The sequence below is a fragment of the Bordetella bronchialis genome, from assembly GCF_001676705.1.
In the GTDB taxonomy this organism is placed as follows: Bacteria; Pseudomonadota; Gammaproteobacteria; order Burkholderiales; family Burkholderiaceae_B; genus Bordetella_C; species Bordetella_C bronchialis.
On the sequence record NZ_CP016170.1, the window covers coordinates 3297297 to 3309396 of the forward strand.

The 12100-nt window shown below is 66.0% G+C and carries 10 protein-coding genes; 4 read left to right on the plus strand and 6 right to left on the minus strand.

Translation table 11 applies throughout. The features are described from left to right. Nucleotides 1-27 precede the first annotated feature (27 nt). Complete coding sequence (locus tag BAU06_RS14575; protein ID WP_066350412.1) at nt 28-801, minus strand: SDR family oxidoreductase; 774 nt, start codon at nt 799-801, stop codon at nt 28-30. A 214-nt stretch (nt 802-1015) separates the two neighbouring features. Here BAU06_RS14575 and gmk point away from each other — a divergent pair, with 214 nt between their 5' ends. The 4 genes from gmk (at nt 1016) to BAU06_RS14595 (ending at nt 4940) form a co-directional block, all read left to right on the plus strand. Further along, nucleotides 1016-1621 carry a guanylate kinase gene (gene gmk, locus BAU06_RS14580; protein ID WP_066350417.1) on the plus strand — a complete coding sequence of 202 codons (606 nt, stop codon included), beginning with the start codon at nt 1016-1018 and terminating at the stop codon, nt 1619-1621. Between the two features lie 62 nt (nt 1622-1683). Beyond that, nucleotides 1684-1887 carry a DNA-directed RNA polymerase subunit omega gene (gene rpoZ / locus BAU06_RS14585; protein WP_066350423.1) on the plus strand — a complete coding sequence of 68 codons (204 nt, stop codon included), beginning with the start codon at nt 1684-1686 and terminating at the stop codon, nt 1885-1887. 22 nt (nt 1888-1909) lie between these two features. Beyond that, on the plus strand, nt 1910-4210 hold the full coding sequence (locus tag BAU06_RS14590) for a RelA/SpoT family protein (RefSeq protein WP_066350426.1): 2301 nt from the start codon (nt 1910-1912) through the stop codon (nt 4208-4210). 241 nt (nt 4211-4451) lie between these two features. Then, nucleotides 4452-4940, plus strand: a complete 489-nt coding sequence (locus tag BAU06_RS14595) for a hypothetical protein (RefSeq protein WP_066350432.1) — start codon at nt 4452-4454, stop codon at nt 4938-4940. A gap of 55 nt (nt 4941-4995) precedes the next feature. On the opposite strand, the gene glnQ is transcribed toward BAU06_RS14595, so the two are convergent. From glnQ to BAU06_RS14625, 5 genes are all read right to left on the minus strand, one after another. Continuing rightward, nucleotides 4996-5724, minus strand: a complete 729-nt coding sequence (gene glnQ, locus BAU06_RS14600) for a glutamine ABC transporter ATP-binding protein GlnQ (RefSeq protein ID WP_066350434.1) — start codon at nt 5722-5724, stop codon at nt 4996-4998. Beyond that, nucleotides 5721-6380, minus strand: a complete 660-nt coding sequence (gene glnP / locus BAU06_RS14605) for a glutamine ABC transporter permease GlnP (protein ID WP_066350437.1) — start codon at nt 6378-6380, stop codon at nt 5721-5723. The genes glnQ and glnP overlap by 4 nt, the downstream gene beginning before the upstream one ends. 146 nt (nt 6381-6526) lie before the next feature. Beyond that, the gene (gene glnH / locus BAU06_RS14610) at nt 6527-7288 is read right to left on the minus strand and encodes a glutamine ABC transporter substrate-binding protein GlnH (RefSeq protein WP_066350440.1); all 762 of its coding nucleotides are present in this window, start codon (nt 7286-7288) and stop codon (nt 6527-6529) included. A gap of 134 nt (nt 7289-7422) precedes the next feature. Beyond that, nucleotides 7423-11046, minus strand: a complete 3624-nt coding sequence (locus BAU06_RS14615) for a hydantoinase B/oxoprolinase family protein (RefSeq protein WP_066350445.1) — start codon at nt 11044-11046, stop codon at nt 7423-7425. 312 nt (nt 11047-11358) lie between these two features. Then, a complete protein-coding gene (locus BAU06_RS14625) occupies nt 11359-11880 on the minus strand; it encodes a winged helix DNA-binding protein (RefSeq protein ID WP_066350451.1) in 522 nt (173 codons plus the stop codon). Nucleotides 11881-12100: the final 220 nt, after the last annotated feature.

The window sequence follows — 12100 nt, forward strand, 5'->3', positions numbered from 1 at the left end:
GCCGCGGCCTGCCCGCGACGGCGGTACTCAGCCGCGCCCCAGGAAAGGCATCTTGGTGGCCATGATGGTCATGAACTGGACATTGGCGTCCAGCGGCAGGGCAACCATCGAGGCGACCGCTTCCGCCACGTGGGCGACGTCCATGCGGGGCTCGGCACGCACGGTATGGTCGGGCTGCAGCACGCCCGCCACCATGCGCTCGGTCATCGGCGTCGCCGCATTGCCGATGTCGATCTGCCCGCAGGCGATGTCGTACTGGCGGCAATCCAGGGAAATCGACTTGGTCAGCCCCGTGACGGCGTGCTTGGTGGCGGTATAGGCGATGGAATACGGCCGCGGCGCGTGAGCCGAGATGGAACCATTGTTGACGATGCGGCCGCCGCGCGGCTGCTGGTCCTTCATGATGCGGATGGCGGCCTGCGCGCACAGGAACATGCCGGTCAGGTTGGTATCGACGACGCTGCGCCAGGTCTCGACGGGCAGCTCTTCGATGGGCACGGCCGGGGCGCCCCGGCCCGCGTTGTTGAAGAGCACGTCCAGGCGGCCGAAGGCGCGCCGGGTCTGCTCGAACAGATTCCGCACGGATTCCTCATTGCAGACATCGGTCGCCACCGCCAGCGCCCGTTCCGCGTCGGCGCCGGCCGCCGCCCGGGTTTCTTCCAGCGCCTCGGCGCGCCGTCCGGCCAGGGCGACGCGGTAGCCCTCGGCCAGCAGTTGCAGCGCCACGGCGCGGCCGATGCCGCTGCCCGCCCCGGTCACCACGGCGACCTTGCCCTCGCCACGCCTGCCGTTCTGATTCATCTGGGTCTCCTGTAGGAAAATTTCAGGCATGCTACTCCATGGCGCCAGCCTGCGACGATTTGTTATCCTTCACCTCCTGCCTATATCCAGCCTTTACCTCCCGTAGCCCTCACGCGCTGCCCCTGCCGGTCGACCCGGATGGCAGCCGTCTCGCCGATCGCCGATAGCCATGCCCGCCTCCGCCGGAACCCTCGCCACGCCCGGAAATGTCTTTATGGTCGTCGCGCCCAGCGGCGCCGGCAAATCCAGCCTGGTCCGGGCGCTGCTGCAGCGCGATGCCAGCATCCGCCTGTCGATTTCGTGCACGACGCGGGCACCGCGGCCGGGTGAAGTGGACGGGCGCGACTACCGCTTCGTCAGCGTGGCGGAATTCGAGCGGATGCGCGACGACAACGCCCTGCTGGAATGGGCGGAAGTCCATGGCAACTACTACGGGACGCCGGCCGACGGAATCGCCCAGGCGACCCGCGCGGGGCACGACGTGCTGCTGGAAATCGACTGGCAGGGCGCCCGCCAGGTGCGGCAGCGTTTTCCGGGGGCGATCGGCATCTTCATCCTGCCGCCTTCCATCGACGAACTGGAAGCCCGCCTGAAAGCCCGCGGCCAGGATCCGGACTCGGTGATCGCGCGCCGCCTGCTGGCGGCCGGGGGCGAAATCGCCCATGCGCCCGAGTGCGAATATGTTATTATTAATCAAGAATTTAGCGTCGCGTTGGATGAACTGACCCAGATCGTCAACGCGGCCAGGTTGCGCTTCTCCTCTCAAGCAGTCCGCCACGCCCAGCTGTTTTCCCAATTGGGTATCTCGGCGCCCCATTGAGCACAGGGCGCGGCCTCGCTTTCACGCTCCCGGTTTCATCGTCATATTTCAGGTGACCCCTTATGGCCCGCATTACCGTTGAAGATTGTCTGATTCATATCCCGAATCGTTTCACGCTGACCCTGGCCGCCACTTATCGTGCCCGCGAACTGGCGCAGGGCCATGCCCCGCGGCTCGACAGCAAGGACAAGCCCACGGTGACCGCGTTGAAGGAAATCGCCGCGGGCCAGACCGGCGCTGAAATGCTGCGTAAAGTACCGACCTGATCGCGGTCGGGAGGTGGCGCGCATGGCCTTCCCCGCACTCAAGTACGCCTCCACGGGTCTGCTCGCCGCCCTGCGCGCGGGCTCACGCCTGGGCCGCCGGCCCGGCCGTAAACAGGGCAAGACCGCGCCCTCGCCCATCGCGGCCGCCGTGCAACAGGCGGCCGAAACGCCGGCTTCCGCCCCCATCGCATCGCTGGCGCCGCTGACGGAAATCATCAGCAAGTACCTGGACCCCAAGGATGTCGAGCGGGTCCGCGAAGCCTATCGCTTCGCCGACCAGGCGCACCTGGGGCAATTCCGCGCCAGCGGCGCGCCGTACATCTCGCATCCGATTGCCGTCACGGAAATCTGCGCGGGCTGGAAGCTGGACGCCAACGCCCTGTCGGCGGCGCTGCTGCACGACGTCATGGAAGACCAGGGCGTCACCAAGCACGAACTGGCCGAACGCTTCAGCCCCGAAGTCGCCGAACTGGTGGACGGCCTGTCCAAACTGGACAGGCTGGACTTCGCCACCAAGGCGGAACAGCAGGCGGAAAGCTTCCGCAAGATGCTGCTGGCCATGGCGCGCGACGTGCGCGTCATCCTGATCAAGCTGGCCGACCGCGTGCACAACATGCGCACACTGGATGCGGTCGCCCCGGAAAAGCGCCGGCGCATCGCCCGCGAAACGCTGGACATCTACGCCCCCATCGCGCACCGCCTGGGCTTGAACCTGCTGTTCCGCGAACTGCAGGACCTGTGTTTCGCGGCCATGTATCCCAACCGCTACCAGGTGCTGTACAAGGCCGTGCTGGCCGCGCGCGGCAACCGCCGCGAGGTCATCGGCAAGATCGAGGACGCCGTGCGGGCGGCGCTGCCTGCAGCGGGCATCGAAGCCGAAGTCACCGGACGCGAGAAGACGCTGTACGGCATCTACCGCAAGATGGTCGACCAGAAAAAGACCTTCTCCGAGGTCCTGGACATCTACGGTTTCCGCGTCATCGTCCATACGCTGCCGGAATGCTATCTGGCCCTGGGCACCCTGCACCAGCTGTATCGCCCGGTGCCGGGCAAGTTCAAGGACTACATCGCCATCCCCAAGGTCAACGGCTACCAGTCGCTGCATACCACGCTGGTGGGGCCGTACGGCACGCCCGTCGAATTCCAGTTCCGCACGCGCGACATGCACCACGTGGCCGAAGAAGGCGTGGCATCGCACTGGCTGTACAAGAGCGCGGACGTATCCCTGAACGATCTGCAAAAGCGCACGCACCAGTGGCTGCAATCGCTGCTGGACATCCAGAGCCAGACCGGCGATTCCAGCGAATTCCTGGAGCACGTCAAGGTAGACCTGTTTCCGGACGCGGTCTATGTATTCACCCCGCACGGCAAGATCATCTCCTTGCCGCGCGGCGCCACGCCCGTCGATTTCGCGTATGCCATCCATACCGACATCGGCAACCAGGCGGTGGCCGCCAAGGTCAACAACGAATTCATTCCCCTGCGCACGGAGCTGTCCAGCGGCGATACGGTGGAAATCATCACCTCGCCCGCCTCGCGGCCGAACGCGCAATGGCTCAACTATGTGCGCACCGGCCGCGCGCGCTCGGAAATCCGCCACTACCTGCGCACGGTGAAGTACGCCGAATCCGTCGCGTTCGGCGAACGCCTGCTCACCCAGGCCCTGCAGGAACTGCATCTGTCCCTGCCGCCAGCCAACGATCCGGAATGGGAAAAACTGGCGCGCAGCAGCGGTGCCAGCTCGCGCGACGAAATCCTGGCCGACATCGGCCTGGGCAAGCGCCTGGCGGCCGTCGTCGCCCGCCGCTTCGCGCCCGAACACGAACTGATCGCCACCACCGCGGCCGCCGTCGACGAAATCACGGCGGCGCGCAGCGCGCCCATCCTGATCCAGGGCAACGAGGGCCAGGCCGTGCAACTGGCGCCCTGCTGCGGCCCCCTGCCCGGCGACCCCATCATCGCCGGCATGCGGCTGGGCCATGGGCTGGTCGTCCATACCGCGGACTGTCCCGTCGCGGCACGCCAGCGCGCGCGCGAACCCGAGCGCTGGATCAATGTGGCCTGGGACACCCAAACCGCCAAGCATTTGTCCACGCGGCTGGATATCGTCACGCGCAACGAACGCGGGGTGCTGGGCCGGCTGGCGGCGGAGATCACCGCCACGGATGCCAACATCGTGCATGTGACCATGCATGACGACGCGGTGGCGACGGTGTCCCTGCACGTCACCGTGCAGGTCGATAGCCGCAAACACCTGGCGCAAGTGATACGCGCCATCCGGCATGTGCCGCAGGTGCAGAAGATCGTGCGCGTGAAGGGCTGAGGCCGGCTGGAAGACCTTGCCGGCGGTCCACGGCGTGGCGGTCCTTGCACGATGGGGCCCGCGCGATGGGGCCTGCCCAGCGAGTGCGCTTCCGGCCTGCCCTGCGCGCATGCCGCCGCCCGGAATACCTGCTAACCGTACATTACGCCGGCCAGCCGTCCGTTCGGCGCGCGATCTCATTAAGATCCGGATCGAGTGCCACGGGAGCTCGGAATCCCGTTTCCGGATACGGAGCCAGTCCATGTCCCTGTACAGGAAGCTGGTTGCCGCCGCGCTGGCAACCGTCTTATCTCCCGCCTGGGCCGAAACCGGCAATATCCTCTTCTACAACTTGACGGGGCGCGACCTGCATGTGCAGTTCTCCAGTTCGAACTGCCTGAAAAACCCCTATACCGATCCCATCGTCATCGAGGCCGGCAAGCCCTATGCATACCCCGTCGATATCAACGACGCCTGCGATGACGTGACCATCGACTGGAACCTGTCGCAACTGAAGGTAGGCCGCTTTCCCACCATTACCGCCATGGCGATATACCGAAGGGTCCGCACGACGGATGGCCAGTGGCAGACCGCCATGGACGTCGTCAAAGGAGACAAGTGGCCCGTTCCCAGCCCGGTCGTTTTCCGCACCGCGACGGTGGAGCGGTCGCCCACGCTGGCCGGCGTCGGCGTGATGACGACATCCGTCGTCGTCGACCTGACGCGTGACTTCATGCCTTTCGGCAAATAGGCGCCGTCCCGGGTGAACATGAAAAAGCCGCCTTGCGGCGGCTTGTGGGGGGATCTCAGGCGACGTGCTGAAGAAAGTCCTTCAGGCGCTGGCTGGGCGGATCGGACAGCAGCGCTTCCGGCGAGCCGTCATGCGCAACCTTGCCGCCGTCGATGAACAGCAGCCGGCTGCCCACGCGCCGGGCGAACTCCATTTCGTGCGTCACGACGACCATGGTCATGCCTTCCTCCGCCAGGTCGCGCATGACCTTCAGGACCTCGTGCCGAAGCTCGGGATCCAGCGCGCTGGTCGGTTCGTCGAAAAGCATGAGCTTGGGCTTGATGGCCAGCGCGCGGGCGATCGCCACGCGTTGCTGCTGCCCGCCGGAGAGCTCGGATGGATAGTGGTCCATGCGTTGTTCCAGCCCGACCTTGGCCAGCAGCGCCTGGGCTTCGGCGCGCGCCTGGGCGCGCGGCACGCCGCGCGTATGGACGGGGCCGAACATGACGTTTTCCAGCGCCGTCATCTGGGGGAACAGATTGAACTGCTGGAACACCATGCCGGCTTCGCGGCGAATTTCGCGGACTTGCGCGGGGTTGCCCTTGACGCTGTAGCCATCGACCAGCAGATCGCCTTCGTCGATGGTTTCCAGCACATTGATACAGCGCAGGAAGGTCGACTTGCCGGATCCGGACGGCCCCACCACGACCACGACCTCGCCGGCCTCGATGTTCAGCGAGATACCGTTCAGGACCGTGGATGTGCCGAAGCGCTTGCTGACGTTCTTGAATTCAACCATGCTCATAGGATGCGCATCCTTTTCTCGGCATACCGCAGGCCGACGGCCATCAGGCCCGTGATGATCAGATAAATGATGGCCACGGCCGACCAGATTTCGACCGCCCGGAAGTTGCTGGCCATGATCTCCTGGCCCTGGCGGGTCAGCTCGGCCACGCCGATCACGATGAACAGCGACGAATCCTTAAGACTGATGATGCACTGGTTGCCCAGCGGCGGGATCATGCGGCGCACCGCCACCGGCCCGATGATGTGCACCAGGATCTTGTGGAAGGGCAAGCCCATGGCCTGGCCGGCCTCTCTCAGTCCCTTGGGAACCGACAGCAGCGCGCCACGGACGATTTCGGCGATATAGGCGCCGGAGTTGATCATCAAGGTCAGGATGGCCGCGATCTCGGCATCGATGCGCAGTCCGCTGGCGATCAGCGGCAGGGCGAAGTAGATGAACATGACCTGCACCACGATGGGCGTGCCGCGGATCACGGCAACGTAGACCAGCGCGATGGTGGCCAATGCCCGGGGTGCGTAGGCGCGCGTCACGCCCGCCAGGGCGCCGAGCAGGAAGCCGCCCACCAGGCCCCAGAAGGTGATCTTGATCGTCATCACCGTTCCGTCGAGCAGATTGGGCACGGCGGCCCACACGACAGACCAATCGAAATTCACATATTTCCCCTGTAGGAAGGAACCCGTGCCGCGGATCGGCGCGGCGATCCGGGTAAGCGGCGCAGCCGCAGCGGGTGAATGGAAGAATCAACGGGTCGCCGGGATGACACGCGCGGGGCGTGCCCGGCGACCGTTCAAGGCGGGGTTTACTCGGGTTTCTTGCCGAACCACTTGACGTAGATGGCTTCGTACTGGCCGTTGGCCTTTAGCGCGGCCAGGGCCTTGTTGACGTCCGCGACCAGCGGGCTGCCCTTGGGAAAGGCGATGCCGTAGTAGTCGCCGCTCTTGACGTTGCCCACGACCTTCACGCGCCCCTTGCCGGCGGTATTGGCGTAGTACAGGACATTGGGCGTGTCGTGCACCGCGGCGTCGACGCGGCCGGTGGCCAGTTCCAGGTAGGCGTTGTCGATATTGGGGAACAGCTTGAGCTTGGCGGACGGCACGTTTTTCTGCATGTAGTCCACCGTGGCCGTACCGGTCTTGACCGCCACCGTCTTGCCGCCCAGGTCGGCCGCGTTCTTGATGCTGCCATTGTCCGCGTTGACCAGGATGGACAGGCCGCTTTCGTAGTAGGGATCGGAGAAATCGATGACCTGCTTGCGGTCGTCGCGTATCGTGATGCCGGCCAGCGCGACGTCGATGTTCTTGGTCTGCAGGCCGGGGATGATGCCGTTGAAGTCCATGGGCTGCAGCTTGTACTTGACGTTCAGCTGCTTGGCGATGGCGGCCCACAGGTCGATGTCGAAACCAGTGTAGGTGTCGCCCTTCTTGAATTCGAACGGCACGAAGGCCGTGTCCGTCGCGACCACCAGCTGCCTGTCGCTTCCTTGCGCGGCCGCCGGCGCGGTCATGGCGAACCAGGCCACCGACATCCCGGCCATCATGGCGGCGAATTTCTTATTGAGCATGTTCGACTCTCCTTTGTTTAGCTTCGCCCGGGATACGGGCTGGGGGGCGTGCCGTTAGGTTGGCGACACGCCGAAGGCTGGGATGTTAACGCAGCCCGCCCCGCCTGTACCCCCTCCGGGATGATCCGACACCGTTAAATTTTGCCGAAACCGCCCCCTCCCGGCGTTTCCACGACGAAGATATCGCCGGCCTGCAGTTCCGTGCTGTCCTGCGGGCCCAGGGGATCGATGCGGCCGTCCGCCCGTTCCACGTAGTTGCGGCCTACCTGTCCCGGCTCGCCGCCATGCAGGCCAAAGGGCGCGTAGCGGCGGTTGTTCGACAGGATGGCCGCCGTCATGGGTTCCAGGAAGCGCAGCCTGCGGATGCCGCCGTCCCCGCCGCGGTAGCGGCCCTTCCCGCCCGAGCCATGGCGGATTTCGTAGGATTCCAGGCGCACGGGGAAACGCAGCTCCAGCACCTCCGGATCGGTCAGCCGCGAGTTGGTCATATGCGCCTGGACCACCGACTGGCCATCGAAGCCCTGGCTGGTGTCCTGGGGCGCATCGATGCGCAGCGGGCCGGCGCCCGTGCCGCCGGAGATGGTTTCGTAGTACTGGTAGCGGGCATTGCCGAACGTCAGGTTGTTCATGGTGCCCTGGCTGGCGGCCAGCACGCCCAGCGCCCCGTACAGCGCATTGACGATGCACATGGAGGTTTCGACGTTGCCCGCCACGACCGAGGCCGGCGGGTTGGGACGCAGCATGGAGCCCTGCGGCACGATGATTTCCAGCGGCTTCAACCCGCCGGCGTTCAGGGGGATTTCGTCGTCGACCAGGGTACGGAAGACATACAGCACCGCCGCCACGGCGATGGCGCCCGGCGCGTTGAAATTATTGTCCAGCTGGGGCGATGTCCCGGTGAAATCCACCACGGCGCTGCGGGCGTCCCGGTCCACGCGGACGGCGACGCGGATGACCGCGCCATTGTCCAGGGGATATTCGTAGCTGCCGTCCTTCAGCACCGAGATCACGCGGCGCACCGCCTCCTCGGCGTTGTCCTGCACGTGGCCCATATAGGCGCGCACCACGTCCAGGCCGAAGTGGTCGCACATGCGCAGCAACTCCTGCACGCCTTTTTCGTTGGCGGCAATCTGCGCGCGCATGTCGGCGATGTTCTGGTCCGGATTGCGGGCCGGCCACTTGCCCGAGCCGAGGATCTCGCGCGCTTCCCGCTCGCGGAACTCGCCGTCCCGCACCAGTTGAAAGTTCGTGAAAAGCACGCCCTCGTCTTCCACCGTGCGCGAATCGGGCGGCATCGACCCCGGGGTGGTGCCGCCGATGTCCGCGTGATGCCCGCGCGAGCCGACGTAGAAAAGGATCTCGCGCCCGGCCCGGTCGAATACGGGGGTGATGATGGTGACGTCCGGCAGATGGGTGCCGCCATGGTAGGGATCGTTGACCACATAGGCATCGCCGGGCTTCATGCGGTCGGCGTTGGCGGTCATGACGGTGCGGATGGACTCGCCCATGGAGCCCAGATGCACGGGCATATGGGGCGCGTTGGCGATCAGGTTGCCGCGGTCGTCGAAGATGGCGCAGGAGAAGTCCAGGCGCTCCTTGATGTTGACCGAATAGGCGGTGTTCTGCAGGCGGTACCCCATCTGTTCGGCGATGGACATGAACAGGTTATTGAACACCTCCAGCATGACGGGGTCGGCCTCGGTGCCCACGGCGCGGCGCTGCGGCCGGGCCTGCACGCGGCGCAGCACCAGGTGGTCGCGCGGCGTGAGCTCGGCGCGCCAGCCGGGCTCCACCACGGTGGTCTGGTTCTTCTCCGAGATAATGGCCGGACCGTCCAGCAGGTCGCCCGGCGTCATGTCGTCGCGCACGTACAGGGGCGTGTCGTGCCAGGCGCCGCCGCTGTACATGCGTACCTGCCGGCGCGGCGCCAGCGGCCCCTCGCGACGCGCGTCCACCGGCGCTTCCGTCACCGGCTCGCCGCCACCGGTGGCTTCCACGGAAATGGTTTCCACGACCAGCTCGCGGCCCGGCATCAGGAAGGAGTAGCGCTGCCGGTACGCGGCCTCGAAGTCGGCGCGCGCCTGGGCGGCGGAGGCGAACGGCACCTCCAGCGCGGTGTCGGTGCCGCGATATTTCAGGTGCAGGCGACGCTGCACGGAGATCGCGTCCTCGCCAACGTGCTGGCGGCGCAGTTCGGCCACGGCGTCGCGGGCCAGCGCGTCCAGCTCCTGGCCCAGCGCCGCGACCAGCGCATCGTCCAGCACCCGCTCGACGGTTTTCTGGCGCATTTCGGTCTGGTCCGCCAGCCCCATGCCGTAGGCGGACAACACCCCGGCCAGCGGGTGGGCGAACACCGTCGTCATGCCCAGGGCGTCGGCCACCAGGCAGGCATGCTGGCCGCCGGCACCGCCGAAGACCGTCAGGGCGTACTCCGTCACGTCATGTCCGCGCTGCACCGAGATCCGCTTGATGGCTTCGGCCATATTGCCCACGGCGATTTCCAGGAAACCCTCGGCCAATTGCTCCGGGCTCATCTCCCGCCCGGTCTCGGCCTTGACCCGGACCGCCATTTCGGCGAAGCCGAGCGCGGCCGCCTCGCGATCCAGGGGCTGGTCCGCCTGGGGGCCGAACACACGCGGAAAGAAGTCCGGCTGGATCTTGCCCAGCAGCACATTGCAGTCCGTCACGGCCAGCGGGCCGCCGCGGCGGTAGCAGGCCGGGCCGGGATTGGCGCCCGCCGAATCCGGCCCGACACGCAATCGCGCACCGTCGAAATGCAGGATGGAGCCGCCCCCGGCCGCCACCGTGTGGATGCTCATCATGGGCGCGCGCATCCGCACGCCCGCCACCTGCGTTTCGAATTCGCGCTCGAATTCGCCGGCATAGTGCGATACATCGGTGGACGTGCCGCCCATGTCGAAGCCGATTACCTGCCGGAAGCCCGCCAGTTCGCTGGTACGGACCATGCCGACGATCCCACCCGCCGGGCCGGACAGGATGGCGTCCTTGCCGCGGAAGCGATGCGCATCCGTGAGGCCGCCGCTGGACTGCATGAACATCAGGCGGATGCCGGGAAGCTCGCTGGCCACCTGCTGCACGTAGCGCATCAGGATGGGCGACAGATAAGCGTCGACCACCGTGGTATCGCCGCGCGAGACGAACTTGATCAGCGGGCTGACCTCGTGCGAAACCGACACCTGCGTATACCCGACCTCGCGCGCCAGCTCGGCGGCGCGTTGCTCGTGCCGGGGCTCGCGCCAGGCATGCATGAAAACGATGGCGACGGCGCGGATGCCTTCATCGTAGCGGGCCTGCAGGTCCCGCCGCAGGGCAGCCTCGTCCAGTGGCGTGACGATGTCTCCGGCGGCCCCTATCCGTTCGACGGCCTCGACGACGCCGTCGTACAGCATCTCCGGCAGCACCACGTTACGGTCGAACAGGCGCGGACGGTTCTGGTAGGCGATGCGCAAGCCGTCGCGGAAGCCGCGCGTGGTGACCAGCAAGGTGCGTTCGCCCTTGCGCTCCAGCAGCGCGTTGGTGGCCACGGTCGTGCCCATCTTCACGCAATCCACCTGGTCCGCGGGCACCGTCTCGCCCGGCGCCAGGCCGAGCAGCTTGCGGATGCCCGCCACGGCGGCGTCGCGATACTGCTCGGGGTTCTCCGACAGCATCTTGATGGTGGTGGTGCTGCCGTCCGGACGACGGCCCACGATGTCCGTGAACGTACCGCCACGGTCTACCCAGAATTGCCACTTCATAACGGTTCCCATACTGGTTTTCGCCGGACGTCACCTGCGACGTCGGGCGGGCTGGATTGCGGAATAGGAAATGCGGATTGCGGATTGCGGATTGCGGATTACGGATTGCGGATTGCGGATTGCGGATTACGGATGACGAATTGCGAATTGCGAATTGCGAATTGCGAATTGCGGATCGTGGATCGTGGATCGTGGATCGCGGATTGCGGATTGCGGATTGCGAATTGCGGATTTCTGATCGCGTGGCGCGAAGCGCGGGCCGACATCGGATGACGAGCCGAATCGCGGACTACCGCCGTCCGGCCCGCCGCGCTACAGCGATGTGGCCGCGCGCGCGGCCTGGTCGTACACCCCCGACAAGCCGCGCAACAGATTGGCCAGGTCCTGGGAAAACTCCAGGCCGCTGCTGGCCGCCGGCAGCCCGTCGATCAGGCAGCGTTCGCGTACCTCTACGTAGCGGCGGATGACCTCGCTGCCCTTGTCGGTCACGGAATACACGACTTCCTTGCCGCTGCGCTGGCCCTGGACCACGCCCAGGCGCTCCAGCTTCTTCAGCGAATAATTGACGATGTGCGTGTCCTCGATATTCAGCGTGAAGCAGATATCGGCCAGCTTCTTGCCCCGCTGGCGGTGATGCACGTGGTGCAGGACGATGACGTCGATCGCCGTCAGGTCCGGCAGGCCGGCCGCCGCCATGCAGCGCACGATCCAGCGGTTGAAGGCATGCCCCGCGATCATCAGGCCGAACTCGACCGCGGACAGGTCCGGGGCGCGATCGGAGACCAGATGCGAGGACGCCGCGATCAGCGGCTTGGAGGCGTGGGAAGCACTCATGGGTCGGATTCCAGGCGTGGACGGGGGTCATCGCGACGCGGCATCTCGCGTGAGACCGGACGCGCCTGCCGCCGTCGTGCTGCGATACGGCGGCATACTAATAGTTTGTCGATAAATTATCAACGAAATATCAAACAAACCGGGTTTACCCCGAGAGGCGACTTGTCGGAAGGGAATTCGACGCGGTAAGCAGCCTCGTGGCAGGCCGTAGGCGGCAGGC